At 58.4% G+C, this 15,330-nt stretch carries 15 protein-coding genes; 11 read left to right on the forward strand and 4 right to left on the reverse strand.

What is annotated here, in order from left to right:
* Positions 1-83: 83 nt before the first annotated feature.
* From pnuC to VY732_RS15185, 8 genes are all read left to right on the forward strand, one after another.
* The gene (gene pnuC / locus VY732_RS15150; RefSeq protein ID WP_331691101.1) at positions 84-647 is read left to right on the forward strand and encodes a nicotinamide riboside transporter PnuC; all 564 of its coding nucleotides are present in this window, start codon (positions 84-86) and stop codon (positions 645-647) included.
* A complete protein-coding gene (locus VY732_RS15155) occupies positions 644-1,168 on the forward strand; it encodes an AAA family ATPase (protein WP_331695875.1) in 525 nt (174 codons plus the stop codon). The genes pnuC and VY732_RS15155 overlap by 4 nt, the downstream gene beginning before the upstream one ends.
* A 357-nt stretch (positions 1,169-1,525) precedes the next feature.
* Positions 1,526-1,975, forward strand: coding sequence for a hypothetical protein (locus VY732_RS15160; protein ID WP_331691102.1), 450 nt, complete (start codon positions 1,526-1,528; stop codon positions 1,973-1,975).
* A gap of 1 nt (position 1,976) precedes the next feature.
* A complete protein-coding gene (locus VY732_RS15165; protein WP_116030400.1) occupies positions 1,977-2,552 on the forward strand; it encodes an adhesin in 576 nt (191 codons plus the stop codon).
* A 73-nt stretch (positions 2,553-2,625) separates the two neighbouring features.
* On the forward strand, positions 2,626-3,633 hold the full coding sequence (locus VY732_RS15170; RefSeq protein ID WP_077572757.1) for a heme utilization protein: 1,008 nt from the start codon (positions 2,626-2,628) through the stop codon (positions 3,631-3,633).
* A gap of 63 nt (positions 3,634-3,696) precedes the next feature.
* Entirely contained in the window at positions 3,697-4,377 is a 681-nt protein-coding gene (locus tag VY732_RS15175; protein WP_077572756.1) for a C39 family peptidase, read from the forward strand.
* Positions 4,378-4,421: 44 nt separating this feature from the next.
* Positions 4,422-5,168, forward strand: coding sequence for a hypothetical protein (locus VY732_RS15180; protein ID WP_077572755.1), 747 nt, complete (start codon positions 4,422-4,424; stop codon positions 5,166-5,168).
* A gap of 45 nt (positions 5,169-5,213) precedes the next feature.
* Entirely contained in the window at positions 5,214-6,521 is a 1,308-nt protein-coding gene (locus VY732_RS15185) for a hypothetical protein (RefSeq protein WP_077572754.1), read from the forward strand.
* 99 nt (positions 6,522-6,620) lie between these two features.
* Here VY732_RS15185 and VY732_RS15190 read toward each other — a convergent pair whose 3' ends face one another.
* On the reverse strand, positions 6,621-7,946 hold the full coding sequence (locus VY732_RS15190; RefSeq protein ID WP_137216741.1) for a sigma-54 dependent transcriptional regulator: 1,326 nt from the start codon (positions 7,944-7,946) through the stop codon (positions 6,621-6,623).
* A gap of 354 nt (positions 7,947-8,300) precedes the next feature.
* On the opposite strand from VY732_RS15190, the gene VY732_RS15195 reads away from it, so the two are divergent.
* The 3 genes from VY732_RS15195 (at position 8,301) to nhaB (ending at position 11,724) form a co-directional block, all read left to right on the forward strand.
* Positions 8,301-8,567 (forward strand): hypothetical protein, encoded by a 267-nt coding sequence (locus VY732_RS15195; protein WP_116030401.1) that lies wholly within the window; start codon positions 8,301-8,303, stop codon positions 8,565-8,567.
* Between the two features lie 279 nt (positions 8,568-8,846).
* Entirely contained in the window at positions 8,847-10,148 is a 1,302-nt protein-coding gene (locus VY732_RS15200) for a hypothetical protein (RefSeq protein ID WP_331691103.1), read from the forward strand.
* Positions 10,149-10,221: 73 nt separating this feature from the next.
* Positions 10,222-11,724 carry a sodium/proton antiporter NhaB gene (gene nhaB / locus VY732_RS15205; RefSeq protein WP_137216743.1) on the forward strand — a complete coding sequence of 501 codons (1,503 nt, stop codon included), beginning with the start codon at positions 10,222-10,224 and terminating at the stop codon, positions 11,722-11,724.
* A gap of 125 nt (positions 11,725-11,849) precedes the next feature.
* On the opposite strand, the gene VY732_RS15210 is transcribed toward nhaB, so the two are convergent.
* The 3 genes from VY732_RS15210 to gnd are packed head-to-tail and all read right to left on the reverse strand — an operon-like array spanning position 11,850 to position 15,168.
* On the reverse strand, positions 11,850-12,671 hold the full coding sequence (locus VY732_RS15210) for an HAD family hydrolase (RefSeq protein ID WP_331691104.1): 822 nt from the start codon (positions 12,669-12,671) through the stop codon (positions 11,850-11,852).
* Positions 12,668-14,191: a glucose-6-phosphate dehydrogenase gene (zwf, locus tag VY732_RS15215; RefSeq protein WP_331691105.1), complete on the reverse strand. Its 1,524-nt coding sequence runs from the start codon at positions 14,189-14,191 to the stop codon at positions 12,668-12,670. The genes VY732_RS15210 and zwf overlap by 4 nt, the downstream gene beginning before the upstream one ends.
* Positions 14,188-15,168, reverse strand: coding sequence for a phosphogluconate dehydrogenase (NAD(+)-dependent, decarboxylating) (gene gnd, locus VY732_RS15220; RefSeq protein WP_331691106.1), 981 nt, complete (start codon positions 15,166-15,168; stop codon positions 14,188-14,190). Before gnd ends, zwf begins: the two co-directional genes overlap by 4 nt.
* Between the last annotated feature and the right edge of the window lie 162 nt (positions 15,169-15,330).

Consider the following 15,330-nt stretch of genomic DNA (forward strand, 5'->3'; position numbering starts at 1 on the left):
CACACCGCTATCGCGAGCAGGCTCACTCCTACACGTTTTTGGGTACAATCCGCCCCCTTCTTTCACTCCCCCAAGGAACCCACATGTCCGGGCTTGAACTGTTTGCCGCCGCACTCGGCGTGATCGCCGTCTGGCTGACGGTCAAACAGAATCCGTGGTGCTGGCCGATCGGGCTGGTCATGGTCTTGCTCTACAGCTGGATCTTCTTTGAAGTGAAGCTGTACTCGGACATGTTGCTGCAAGTGATTTACGCCGCGCTGCAAGTCTATGGCTGGTGGCAATGGACCCGCGCCGGGACGATGCATGACGGCCGCGAGGTCACCCGCCTCGATCACCGTTCGCTATTGGTCGGTCTGGCCGTTGGCGCCGTCGGCAGTGTCTTGCTCGGTGCAGCCATGGCGCATTGGACCGACGCCGCGCAACCGTGGCTGGATGCGGCGCTGACCGGTTTCAGCCTGGTCGCGCAACTGTGGATGGCGCAGAAACGCCTGCAGTGCTGGGCGCTGTGGTTCGTGCTCGATGTGATCTTTGTCGGCTTGTTCGTCTACAAAGGGCTGTACCTGACCGCTGCGCTGTACGGGCTGTTTACCTTGCTGGCGATTCAAGGCTTTCGCGAATGGCGCGCCGATCCGGCGTTGCGCACATGAAGGTCGTGGTGCTGACCGGGCCTGAATCCACCGGCAAGAGCTGGCTGGCGGCGGGCCTGCAACAACGCTTTGGCGGCTTGCGCGTGGATGAGTACGTGCGCCGCTTTATCGAACTCAATCCCCGTGACACCTGTCTGGCAGACATCCCTGGAATCGCTCGGGGCCAGTTGCAGTGGGAAGATGAAGCGCGGGCGCAACAGCCGTCGTTGCTGATTCTCGACACCCATTTGCTGAGCAATATGCTGTGGAGTCAGACGCTGTTCGGCGACTGCCCGGACTGGCTGGAATCGGAATTGTCGGGGCGGCATTACGACCTGCACCTTTTACTCTCGCCAGAGCAGATCGACTGGAGCGATGACGGCCAGCGCTGCCAACCCGATCTGGACGAGCGACTGGCGTTTTACCAGGCCACGCGAAACTGGCTTGAAAACCATCACCAGCGTTTTCAGATCATTCAGGGCAATTGGGGCGAACGCCAGACTCAGGCATTTGCCGCCGTCGAGCAATTACTGGCCCAGTGACCCAGCCAATGGGTCACCTTACCCGGCGCTTTCCCCTGTTTCGGGGACAAAGTGTCCGTTCCTGAAACACTCGTCCGTGTGCAAAGTGGCCGTTTCAGCACTGTTCATCGCTTTGTCATCCCGGTTGTTACAAGGCTGATACACACCGCTGCAAACCCTTGTTCCAGAGCTTTGTTAAGCCAATGGACAGGTCGGCCCAGCAATGCGTGTTTCAAGATTGAAACAGGTTGTGTATCGAACGTGCGCGCTTATTCTGCAACTCATTGAAACCCAAACACTTTTAAAAAGCGGCACAGCTTTCGCTCTCTCCTTCACAACGCTGACTCGGGCCAGCCCACTGAAGAAGGAATTGCAGCCGTGGGGAATATCCAAAAAGGTTTGACCTGCCTTCTGCTGATCGGATCAGCAGCCAGTACGTTTATCAGCTTCAACGTACAGGCAGAAGGCAACGGCGTGATTGTCCTCAATCGCGATGTTCAGCCGATTCCTATTGGTCGCAGCGGCGGTAAAGACCCTTATCCAACCACCGTCAATGCCAACCCTTCAGGCCGCATCAATCAAGCGATGAGCAGCACTGAGCTCAATGACGGCGAGTTTGCCAGCGTGGCCAGTGGCTCTTCGATCCGCGGCAACATCAGCACGCCGACGGCGAATCTGCCCGGCATGAACACCCTGACCAATACCAACGGCCTGCCCGGCATGAGCAGCGGCCACGGCGGCGGCGCCGGCGGTTCCATCTCCAATACCGTCAACCGCGCCATGGGCGCAGGCCTTGCGCCGCTGACCCGCATGGCTGGAGGCCAATAAGATGAATCGTTGCCTGCTCCTGCTTGCCCTCTTCGGCTGCGCCAGTGCCATGGCGGCCGACCCCAGCTCAGTGAACAACGCGAACATTCAGGACACCGGCATTCAGTACCGCGGCAACTACAACGTCAACCAGGCCGCTGGCGACCAGATGCAACAGACCAACACCAAGGCCATCGCCATTGGCACCGCGGCCAGCGCCACCACCACCGTCCGCCAGCACATCGACACACCCGGTAACCCCTCGACGAATGCCAGCGCCACCATCGGCGGCAACTCTTTCAGCAATGGCAACGGAATCCTCGGTGTTAACCAGGGCGCCGGTGCCAACAACCAGATGGCCAACGTCACGCGCATCAGCATCAGTGCTGGCCCGCAGAGCGTTGACGACAGTGCCCTTTCCCAACAGAACGTGGCGCTTTTACCGAGCTCAGGAGCAACTGGTACCTCACCCGGCAGTCGCCAGGTCACGACAAGTGATCAGGCCTTCACCGGCAGCCGCGGGGTAATCCAGGTGAACCAGAGTGCCGGGGTGGGGAACCGAATGGCTAACACCCTGAGCATCCGGGTCGCTGACTGACCCAAACAACAAAAGCAGTGCAATTAGAAAGTACCAACACTTAACCAACTAATAAGCACGATGGAGAAACACCATGAAACCTACAATGGCTCTCAAACCACTGGTTTTCGCACTTGCAGCAGTGATGGCAATCGCAGCACAGGCAGGCGGTCGTGATGACGATCATGGTAACGGGCACGGCAATGGTCATGGCAACCATGAACCAAAAGGCCCTACCCTGGAACAACTTCTGCAAATCGGCGCCGGCGCTGGTGCTGCCGTACTCGACACGCAGAACAGCGATGGCAACCTGGTGGGCAACCAAGGCACCAAAAATGATGCCTCCGTTCGCGACTCGGCCAATGGCACCAACGGCAACGTCGGCATGAACAACACCGCCGGCGATGGCAACCAGCAAGACAACGCCGCTGCACTGGCGACTGCCGACGAAAGCTTTATCTTCGGCACTGCCGTGTCCGTTTCCAGCGCGACTCAAGTCAACAACAACAACGCGGTTGCCAACTACTCGACAACCAACAACGCCAACCTCAACAACGTGGGTAACGGCGGTTCCGGCAACATCGGTGTGAACAACAGTGCCGGCAACTTCAACCAACAGAAAAACAACCTGGCCATTGCTGTATCCGGTGGTCGTGTCGCTAACGCCGCTGCCGCCGCCAACCAAAGCTCCACTGGGTTGACTGTGTCCAACAACGGCACTCAAACCTACAAAACCGATACTCTGAGAGGTACCTTCACCGCTGCTGGCGCATTCGTAGCAGCTGGCAAAGCGACCATCGAAGGCGACAAAGGCCATGGTGGTGGCGGTTATGGCGACAACGACCGTGGTCATGGCGGCAGCGGCGGCAGCAAAGATCAGAAAGCGACCTTTGAAGCTGTCGGCATCTTCGGTCTCGCCGGTGTAACCACGCAACAAGTGCTGACCCCAGACGGCTGGAAAAACCCTGTGACCAACAACGCAAGCATCTCCAACGTTGGTAACAGCTTCTCCGGCAACGCTGGTTACAACAACGCCGCCGGTGTTGGTAACCAACAAAGCAACTCGCTGTCCATCGCTGCAGGTTGCAAAGCCTGCCTGTAGTCGCGATCGAAACGAAAGCCCCGGAAACGGGGCTTTTCCTCAGTCCGCAAAGGCGTATCGATCATGCGTAAGACTGCCCTCCTCCCTCTGCTTCTCGTCTGTGGCCTGACTCAGGCCGGGCAGATGCCCGTGGCTGCCTTGCCGGGTGGCACGCTCATCTACAAGAACGTGCAAAGCATTCGTGAGCGCAAGTTTGCCGACATCGTCGAACAGAAAACCGATTTCAGCTGCGGCGCTGCTGCACTGGCCACGGTGTTACGCCAGGCCTATTGGCTCGACGTCGATGAGGAGCACATCATCAAAGGCATGCTGGTCAACGCTGACCAGAACCTGGTTCGTACTCAAGGGTTTTCCATGCTGGACATGAAGCGCTACATAGAAAGCATCGGCATGCGCGCCAGGGGTTACAAGATTCCATCGGAGAAGCTCGACGCAGTCACTATTCCGGTGGTGGTACTGATGGAAATTCGCGGCTACAAGCATTTCGTCGTGCTGCAGCGAGCGGACAAGGATTGGGTTTACATCGGAGACCCGGTTCTCGGCCATAAACGCTACAAACATGATGACTTTGTCAAAGGTTGGAACGGCATTGTCTTCGCCATCGTCGGTCCCGGATATGACAAGGCCAACGCCTTGCGCAGCCCTCCGGTGCCTTTGACGGCCAAGAACAAGCTGGATGGATTCAACCCGGTCAAAGATGCTGAATTGATGGATTTCGGGTTCATACAGAGCGACTTCTTTTAATCGCCGATTATAGAGAATGGGACTGGATGTCCCGGGAGCAGCAGATGAAAACCTCATACTGGCTGGCCGCCGCCTGCCTGGCAGCGAGTGCGTCAGGCTATGCCAATGCAGGATTCAAACCTATAGAAATACAAGACAAGGAGTTGTCCGAGTTACGTGGTCGTTATGTCATGCCGGGGCGGATTATCAGCTTCGGCATTGTCATGAGCAGTACCTGGCGCAACGCCAGTGGCGATTTGATCGGGGCTTCGACCTCGATGCAACTTCAGGCTGCAACGGTAAAACCTGAATTCTATGTTCAAACCATCAAGGAACACGGCAACGGCGGCACCCTGTCAGCGGGTACTGGCACGATCACCGGTGGCGCCGGCCTTGATAGCAGCCAGGGCGTGACACAAAGCGTGCGTGCCGCTGGCGACAGCAATACGGCCTACAACAACGTCGCCATCAACGTCAAAGAGGCCAATCAGGCGCCAGCACTGGCTCCCGCCCAAGGGCAGGCCTTGATGGCCGGCCAGACAATCGGCGGCAGCAATGCGGCAGGCAGCGTCGCCGTCTCGGCAAGCGGAGGCGGCGTGCAAATGGCCATTCAGGCCTCCGGCAATCAAGGCACGGCCCTGCAACAAGTCGCCCAGGGTGGGTTGCTGCAGAACACCCGTTTGCTGGGCAGTGCCAACGTGGTCAATAACATGACTCAACTCAACGTCGTCCTGAACAATAACGGCATGAGCGCCGGCGCACTGGATTGCAACCTGACTCAACTCAGGGCACTACGCAATATTGGATATTGAACTACGCTGAGTCTCGATCATTGGGCTTAAAGGGACGGCTTATTCATGTATCGATCAGTATCACTGCGTGCCGCTGTTTGTTTGAGCACTCTTCTACCTGCAGCGATGCTGCAAGCGGCACCGGACGCCGACGTAGAAGTCCTGAAACAAGAACTTCTGGAGCTGAAGCAACGTTACGAAGTACAACAAAAAGCCCTGGCGGTACTCGAACAACGGGTTCGCCAGGTCGAAGATCAACCGGCGGCGCCGCAACCGAAACGGTTGGCCAAGTCGCCATCGGATTTGAAAGGCAATCCAAAAGTGGCCACCGGTACCGGGGCCGCAGCAGCGTCGGGGGGCGCAGCCGGAGGTAGTGGGGCTTCTTACGGGCAATCGCTGGCAGATGATTCGCAACCGGCACAAAGTGTGTCCAACCTGTACGACGAGGCCAGTGGCTTCTTCGGCGGTGGCAAATTCAGCTTCGAAACCGGTATCACCTACTCGCGCTACGACACCCGTCAGTTGATTCTCAACGGCTTTCTGGCACTGGACTCGATTTTTCTCGGCAACATCAACCTTGACCGAATCAAGGCTGACACCTGGACCCTCGACCTCACGGGCCGCTACAACTTCGACAATCGCTGGCAGTTCGACCTGAACGTGCCGGTGGTCTACCGCGATTCGACTTATCAATCCGGCGGCGGCAACGGCGGTGCGTCCAACGTCACGACCGAGCAGGACGTAACACGCGATCCAACCATTGGCGACGTCAATTTCGGTATCGCCTACAAGTTCCTCGACGAGTCGGTCAATACGCCGGATGCGGTGGTCACCTTGCGGGTCAAAGCGCCAACCGGCAAGGATCCGTTCGGCATCAAGTTGCGCCAGACCGATGCCAACTCGAACCTGTTCGTGCCTGACACCCTGCCTACCGGCAACGGCGTCTGGTCGGTCACTCCGGGCATATCGCTGGTCAAGACGTTTGACCCGGCGGTGCTGTTCGGCAGCTTGTCCTATACCCACAACCTGGAGGAGTCGTTTGACGACATCAGCTCGACGGTCAACCAGAAAAACCCGGGCAAGGTAAAGATCGGCGACAGCTTCCAGATCGGCGCCGGTATTGCGTTTGCGCTGAACGAGAAGATGAGTATGTCGTTCTCGATGTCTGACCTGGTGCAACGCAAAAGCAAGCTGAAACAGGATGGCGGCGATTGGCAATCGGTGGTGTCCAGTGACGCCAACGCCGGTTATTTCAACGTCGGCATGACCATTGCGGCCACCGACAACCTGACGATTGTTCCGAACTTGTCGATCGGTCTGACCGACGATGCCCCGGACTTTTCCTTCAGCCTGAAATTCCCGTATTACTTCTAGGTAAAAGCAAAAGATCGCAGCCTGCGGCAGCTCCTGCATTGGGAATGTGTAATCCCTGTAGGAGCTGCCGCAGGCTGCGATCTTTTGATCTTCAGCTATCTAGCGAATCTGGTGTTTATGCAGCAGGCGATAAAACGTCGGCCGAGACACGCCAAGGACCTTGGCCGCAACACTGAGATTATCGCTGTGCCGGTTCAACACATCACACAGTGCCTGGCGTTCGGCGCGGGTCTTGTAGTCTTCCAGCGTGCCCATGGGGGTCGCGATCGAGTGCTGGCTGATCAGCCCCAGGTCTCGGGCCTCGATCTGCCGGCCTTCGGCCAACACCAGCCCGCGCCGCACACGGTTGGCCAGCTCACGGACGTTGCCCGGCCAGTCATGCTTGCCCATGGCAATCAGCGCGTCTTCGCTGAAACTGCGTGGGCGTCGGCCGGTTTCGTGGCTGTAAAAGTGGGAAAAATGGTTGGCCAGCATTGAGAGGTCGCCGTGGCGTTCGCGCAAAGGCGCGGTGACCACTTGCAGGACGTTGAGCCGGTAATACAGATCTTCACGAAAACGCTTCTTCTCGATGGCGGCCTCAAGGTCGACGTGGGTCGCCGCCAGAACGCGCACATCCACCGGAATCGGCTGGCTGCCGCCGACGCGTTCGATGTGCCTTTCTTGCAGGAAACGCAGCAGATTGGCTTGCAATTCCAGCGGCAGATCACCGATTTCATCGAGAAACAGCGTGCCGCCATTGGCCGCTTCGATGCGCCCGATCTTGCGTTGATGCGCGCCGGTAAAAGCACCCTTTTCGTGGCCGAACAGCTCGGACTGAATCAAATGCTCAGGAATCGCCCCACAGTTGATCGCCACAAACGGTTTACTGTGGCGCTGGGATTGTCGATGCAGCGTGCGCGCGACCAGTTCTTTACCGGTGCCGCTTTCACCGCGAATCAGAACCGGCGATTCGGTGGGTGCCAGTTTGCTCAGTAACTTGCGCAGTTCACGGATCGGTTTGCTGTCGCCAAGCAGTTCATGTTCGGGCTGATCCACGTGAATCGTGCCCTGCCCGCGCAACCGTGCCATGCCGAATGCCCGGCCGAGGGTGACCTGCACCCGCGACACGTCGAACGGCAAGGTATGGAAATCGAAAAACCATTCACAGACGAAATCACCGACATTTTGTAAACGCAGGACTTCCTGATTGAGCACAGCGATCCATTCGGTGCCGCTGCGGCTGATCAGCTCCTTGACGGCTTCGGGACGTTCGAGGTGAAACGGCTGCAATCGCAACAAACCGACATCACAACTTCTATCGCCGGCGTTTTCCAAAGTACAGCTGTCGACATCCCAACCTACGCCGCGTAATCCGGGCAATAAGCGGTGGCAATCGTCGCACGGATCGACCACCAATAAACGTCGTAACGCAGGCGCTTCGCTCATGACTGTTCCTTGGCGCCAAATTATTAGAAATGATTGTAAAAACAGTCATTTGGCAGACCCGACTGTAACATTAGCAAGATTTTGACAGCGCCTTGTATCGATTGCTTATAGGTGTACAAGCAAACCCGTTATAAGAACGGAAGTTGTTAGTAAGCTATCGACTAATTCCAGCCTTAACCTTTCAGGGAGCTTTCAAAAACCTCTCTGCAAAGCAACGCCATGAAAGAAAGTTGAAATTTCTTTGTTTCATGTGTGACCTGCCTGCGGGTTCGGTGCATCAGTACAAGTACCAGCCGCACGGTAAGCCCAACCGACGGCACATCACTTGATTGGGCACGACAGAGAGAAAACCCCATGACCGCCCCGCTCCGTATCAACGAAGCACTTTTGATTGCCAACCACGCGTTCAAACCTTTCCAGTGCGTGGCCTGGGCGCCACAAGACGGCAATGGCGAACTGAGCCTGACCGTCGTCGACCGGACCAATTCCCATATCGGTCGCAAACAGATCCCAAGCAGCGCCTATTCCGATCCGGCGCAACTCGAGCAACTGCTGCAGCAGGCTCGCGCTGAACTCAGCGAAGAAGGTTACAGCCTGCAATCCTGGTCGATGCCACACTAACAGCCGGGCGATGCGGATGACGTTCAGGTCATCCGCCCTCTTCTATTAGTTGTTTTCTTTTTAACCCTTCGTACTTTTGTACAACTATTTGCAACTTCCTCAGGCTTAACTGCTTGGCCGGCTTGCTATTGGTTCAAAAAGACACTGTTCTGGCACAGTGCGACTCTCCACCTGTTAGTTCTTACAGTTGTACTTCTCCCGGTTCAGGGATTGAATGTTTCGCTCATGCAGTTACCCGCCCGGCTCCCGGTACGGGTCAACTCGCAAGGAGATGCGTGCATGTCCACTCTGAACACTTTTGCGCTACCGGCGTTATCAGCGACGTTATTGAACCGGACCGGTCAACTCGACAGGACATTTGCCGGGACTGGCGTTGCCCAAGTGTATTTCGCTGGCAGCGTGTCGAGCCTGACGGTGGATGTCGCCGTCGATGCGCAGGGTCGGATTCTGGTCGCGGCGAAAGTCGGCGTCGCCGCCGGCAGCCGATTCGGACTGGCCCGCATGCTCGCCGATGGCTCCGCCGATCTGTCCTTCGGTGTTCAAGGCAGCGTGATCACTACCTTCGCCCTTGGCTTCGAAGCCACCGCCGGCAAAGTCCGGATACTCCCCGACGGGCGCATCCTGCTCGCTGGTCTGCATTATGAAAACGCTCATCGCACCTTGCCGGCGCTGGCCTTGTTCGACGCACAGGGCAAGCCGGATCCGAGTTTCGGTGACAACGGTCGTCAAGTGGTGGGCCTGCCCGGTGATCTGTCCATGGGCAGCCGCGACAGCTGGCTGCCGCCCGGCGTACCGGGTGCCGAAGCCTGCGACTTCGTCGTGCAGGACGATGGCCATATTCTGCTGATCGCCAATCACCACTTCGAACTCGCCGACCATGCCGGCATGCTGATTCGCCTCAAGCCCGATGGTAGCCTCGATGAAACCTTCAACGGCCGCGGCTTCGTGATGATTCGTCACTTGCTGCTCAACACCTGGCTGAGCAGTCTGATGCTGCAAAAGGACGGGCGCATTGTGGTGGCGGGTTCAATCGACTTTCCACAGGAGGGTCTGTTAGCGCGCTATGAGCCCAATGGCCGTCTCGACGAGCGTTTTGCCGTAGACGGATTCATGGCCTTCAGGGCCCACGGCAAAAGCGCCCAAGTCAGTCGGGTGATTGAATCTTCAGATGCACTGCACTGCTTCGGCAGCAGCCGCGACCCAATCCGTTGCATGGCGTACAGCCTGCACGCCAATGGCCGTCCGAACCTGCACAACCATGGCGGCCAGCCCCACCTGCTGGAAATCGGCCCCAGCGGCTGCCAATGGAGCGCCGCCCAGCGCATGGCGGACGGCCGCATTATCGCGGTCGGCGCAACCATTGGTGGAATCGAAGCGGATTTTATCGTGGCCCGTTATTTGAGTGATGGCGGCCTGGATCACAGTTTCGGCGAAGGCAAAGGTTGGCTGCGCACGCGTCTGGGGCGCAGTCTCGACACGGCTAATTCGCTGGCCCTGCAGGCGGATGACGCGATCCTCGTCGGCGGTTATTCGCTGGATGGCAACTACCGAGCAATGGTCGCGCGTTACCTCAATCATTGAAAAACACGGACTGTACTTGATCTTCCGCAAGGCATCCGGCAACTTGCGCGCTTCTAAAGACAAGGAGCAACCGATGTCCGGTTCAATGGCCCAGGCGTTCGCGCACAACTTTCTCGGGCAGTCGCCACGCTGGTACAAGGCGACCATCGTCGGTTTTCTGATCCTCAATGCGCTGGTGCTGTTCACCGTTGGCCCGGTCGCGGCCGGCTGGCTGTTGGTGATCGAATTCATCTTCACTCTGGCGATGGCGCTCAAGTGCTATCCGCTGATGCCCGGCGGCTTGCTGCTGATCGAAGCCCTGCTGTTGAAGATGACTACACCGCAGGCGCTTTACGATGAACTGGTGCACAACTTTCCGGTGATCCTGCTGCTGATGTTCATGGTGGCTGGCATCTATTTCATGAAGGACTTGTTGCTGTTTCTGTTCTCGCGGCTGTTGTTGGGCGTGCGCTCAAAAGCGGCGCTGGCCTTGATGTTCTGCTTTCTTTCCGCGTTTCTGTCGGCGTTTCTCGATGCCTTGACGGTAACCGCCGTGATCATCAGTGCAGCGGTCGGTTTCTATTCCGTTTATCACCGTGTCGCGTCCGGCAACGATCCGCGTCAGGACAGTGAGTTTGCCGACGACCAGAACCTGCCGGCACTGCACCACGAAGACCTGGAACAATTCCGCGCGTTCCTGCGCAGCCTGTTGATGCACGGCGCTGTCGGTACGGCGCTGGGTGGCGTGTGCACACTGGTGGGCGAGCCGCAGAACCTGCTGATCGGCCATGAAATGGGCTGGCACTTCGGCGAGTTCTTCACCAAAGTAGCGCCGGTTTCGCTGCCGGTGCTGGCGGCGGGCCTGGTCACCTGCGTGTTGCTGGAAAAGCTGCGCTGGTTCGGTTACGGCACGCTGCTGCCGGACAACGTTCGCACTGTGCTGGCCAACTACGCTGCCGAAGACAACGCCGAACGTACGGCGCGTCAACGCGCGGCACTGCTGGTGCAAGGCGCGGCGGCATTGATTCTGATCGGCTGCCTGGCCTTTCACATCGCTGAGGTCGGCCTGATCGGCTTGATGGTAATTGTGTTGATCACCGCGTTCACCGGCATCACCGACGAGCATCGTTTGGGCAGTGCATTCAAGGACGCCATGCCGTTCACGGCATTGCTGGTGGTGTTTTTTGCCGTGGTGGCGGTGATTCACGATCAACAGCTGTTTGCGCCGTTGATCCAGTGGGTGCTGGCCCTGCCGGTCGAACAGCAACCGGGCATGCTGTTTATTGCCAACGGCCTGTTGTCGGCGATCAGTGACAACGTGTTTGTCGCGACGATCTACATCACTGAAGTGAAACAGGCATTCCTCGCCGGGCACATGAGCCGTGAGCATTTCGAGACGTTGGCGATTGCGATCAATACAGGTACGAATTTGCCGAGTGTCGCGACGCCGAATGGCCAGGCGGCGTTTCTGTTCCTGCTGACTTCAGCGATTGCACCGCTGGTGCGTCTGTCGTATGGGCGGATGGTGTGGATGGCGTTGCCGTACACTTTCGTCATGGGCCTGTTGGGCTGGTATGCGGTGAGCTACTGGCTCTGATCAACACCGCTTAAAAACTGTAGGAGTGAGCCTGCTCGCGATAGCGGTGTGTCAGCCCCAGGAAATGGTGACTGATATATTTCTATCGCGAGCAGGCTCACTCCTACATTTGGTTTTGCGTGCTTTCAGCGAGGGAGGATGTAGTTTTCGATCGCCAGGGCCACGCCGTCTTCGGTGTTCGGCGCTGTGACCACGTCGGCTTGGCGCTTTACCGCCTCCTCCGCCTGGCCCATGGCAATCGACAGCCCTGCGCAATGAAACATTGCCGGGTCGTTGCCGCCGTCACCAATCGCAGCAGTGTGCTCCAACGCTATGCCCAAGTGCGCGGCCAGGGTCGCCAGCGCGGTGCCCTTGTTGGCTTCCAGCGCGGTCACGTCGAGATACACCGGTTGTGAACGCGACACCTGCGCCATGCCGTTGACCTTGGCCAGCAGTTGCGCCTCCAGTTCGATCAACAGATCAGTGTTGTTGCTGGTCGCGACAATCTTGTCGATGCGTTCCAGATACGGCTCGAAACTCTCGACCACCACCGGCGGGTAACCGAGGCCATGCTGTTCGCGCGGCACCATCGGCCCGTGCGGATCCTTGAGCAGCCAGTCACCGCCGCTGAACACCCAGATTTCCACATCCGGCTGATCGGCAAACGTGGCCAGCGCAATCAGCGCGGTGGTCGCCGGCAGGTAATGCGCAACCAGCAAACTGCCATCCGGATTGACGATGGTTCCACCGTTAAACGCCGCTGTCGGCAGATCAACGCCCAGGGCTTCGATCTGCTGCAGCATGGCTTTCGGCGGTCGGCCCGTGGCGAGGCTGAACAACACGCCCGCCTCACGCAACGAACGCACCGCATCAATGGTGCGCTGACTCAGCGTGTGATCCGGCAGCAACAGCGTGCCGTCCATGTCGCTGAGCAGAAAACGGACAGGTTGTTTCGGCAAGTCACTCATCCCAGGCCATGCCAGACGCGGCCATCGCGAGTCAGCAGATCTTCGGCAGCTTGCGGACCGTCTTCACCGGCGGCATAGGTTTGCACGCTCGCGTCCTGTTGCCAGGCGTCGAGGAACGGTTGCACGGCGCGCCAGCCGTTCTCGATGTTGTCGGCGCGCTGGAACAGCGTCTGATCGCCGGTGAGGCAGTCGTAGATCAGGGTTTCGTAACCGGTCGACGGCTGCATCTCGAAGAAGTCTTTGTAGGCAAAACCCAGTTCGATGTTGGCCATGTTCAAGGCTGGACCCGGTCGCTTGGCCAGCAGGTCGAACCACATGCCTTCGTTGGGCTGGATCTGGATGCGCAGGTAGGTCGGCTGCAATTCGTCGACTTCGGTGTCACGGAATTGCGCATACGGCGCCGGTTTGAAGCAGATGACGATCTCGGTATCGCGCACACTCATGCGCTTGCCGGTACGCAGGTAGAACGGCACGCCGACCCAACGCCAGTTGTCGATCATCACCTTCAGTGCAACGTAGGTTTCGGTGCTGCTCTCAGGCGAAACGTTAGGCTCTTGGCGATAAGCGTTCAGTGACTTGCCGTCGACTTCGCCGGCGCTGTACTGGCCGCGAACCGAGTTGGCCCGCGCCTCTTCAGTGGTCCACGGACGAATCGCCCCGACCACTTTGGCTTTCTCACCGCGAACCGCGTCGGCGCCGAACGCCGCCGGTGGTTCCATCGCCACCATGGCGAGCAACTGGAACAGGTGATTGGGCACCATGTCACGCAGTGCGCCGGTGTGCTCGTAAAAACTGCCACGGGTTTCGACACCGACGGTTTCAGCTGCGGTGATCTGCACGTGGTCGATGTAGTGATTGTTCCAGAACGCTTCGAACAGGCTGTTGGAGAACCGGCTGACCAGAATGTTCTGCACGGTTTCCTTGCCCAGATAATGGTCGATCCGATAGATCTGCTTCTCGGACATCACCTTGAGCAAGCAGGCGTTCAACGCTTCAGCGGTTTGCAGATCGGAGCCGAACGGCTTCTCGATCACCACCCTTCTGAACGCTTCAGGGGTTTCTTCCAACAAACCGGCGCTACCGAGTCGGCGCACCACTTCGCTGAAGAAACGCGGCGCGGTGGCCAGGTAGAACACCGCATTGCCGGTGCCGCTGTCGGCGATTTTCGCCGCCAGGGCTGAATAGGTGCTGTCGTCCAGAAAGTCGCCCTGAACGTAGCTGATACCTTTGGCGAGCTTGGCCCACAAGGCCGGATCAAGCATCTGATCGCCCTTGCCGACCTTCGCCGCCACTTCGGTACGGATGAAGTCTTCAAGCTTCTGCGCGAAGGCCTCATCGGTAATGGCGTTGTGGTCAACGCCCACGATCCGCAGATTTTCGTCAAGCAAGCCGTCGCGACTGAGGTTGTACAGCGCTGGCATCAGCAAGCGCTTGACCAGGTCGCCGTGGGCACCGAACAAAAACAGCGTGGTCGGTGGTGCGGGTTCTGCCTTGGATTTTCTGCGGATCGTATGGGTCATTTCTTCGGTGTCTCCACGTGGCCGCCGAAGCCGAAGCGCTGGGCCGAAAGAATCTTGTCGCCAAAGGTGCCCTGACCGCGCGAACGGTAGCGCGAGAACAGCGAGTTCGACAGCACCGGCACCGGCACCGCTTGTTCCATGGCCGCTTCGATGGTCCATTGACCTTCGCCGCTGTCGGCAACAGAGCCGGAGAAGCCGTCGAGCTTCGGATCGCTGGCCAGTGCATCAGCGGTCAGATCCAGCAACCACGACGACACCACGCTGCCACGACGCCAGACTTCGGCGATGTCAGCCACGTTCAGATCAAAACGCTGATCTTCCGGCAGGCGCTCGCTGGATTTGGTCTTGAGAATGTCGAAGCCCTCGGCGAACGCGGCCATCATGCCGTACTCGATACCGTTGTGAATCATCTTCACAAAGTGCCCGGCACCGGCAGGACCGGCGTGGATGTAGCCGTGTTCGGCGCGGTGGTCGTCGGACTTGCGATCCTTGGTGCGCGGTATGTCACCCATGCCCGGCGCCAGTGCGGCGAACAGCGGGTCGAGGCGCTGCACGGTTTCAGCGTCGCCGCCGATCATCATGCAATAGCCGCGCTCCAGGCCCCAGACGCCGCCGGAAGTACCGACGTCGATGTAGTGCAGGCCTTTTTCGGCCAGGTTCTTGGCCCGGCGAATGTCATCCTTATAGTTGGTGTTGCCGCCATCGATGATCGTATCGCCGGCTTCAAGCAGCGTGCTCAGGGTGTTGATGGTGTCTTCGGTGGGTGCGCCGGCCGGCAGCATGACCCAGACCGCGCGCGGTTTGGCCAGGCCGGCAACCAGTGCCGGCAAGTCGGCGACGCCGGTGGAGCCCTCGGCGACCAGGTTATCGATGAAAGCGGTATTGCGGTCGTAAACAACGGTGGTGTGACCGTTGAGCATCAGACGTCGCGCAATATTGCCGCCCATGCGGCCCAGTCCAATAATCCCGAGTTGCATGTGCTGATGCTCCTTACTACAAATAAATGTGTGTCATGGGTTATAGCCCAACGCGACTGATGGAGGTTAGTCCAGAGCGTTGCGATGAAGTTTCCGGGCATTGTGCCCGATCCAGACTGATAACGCCCCGAATCATGCAGAAGACACACCGACCATGAAAAA

The sequence above is a fragment of the Pseudomonas sp. ZY71 genome, assembly GCF_036542145.1.
Lineage (GTDB): Bacteria > Pseudomonadota > Gammaproteobacteria > Pseudomonadales > Pseudomonadaceae > Aquipseudomonas > Aquipseudomonas koreensis_A.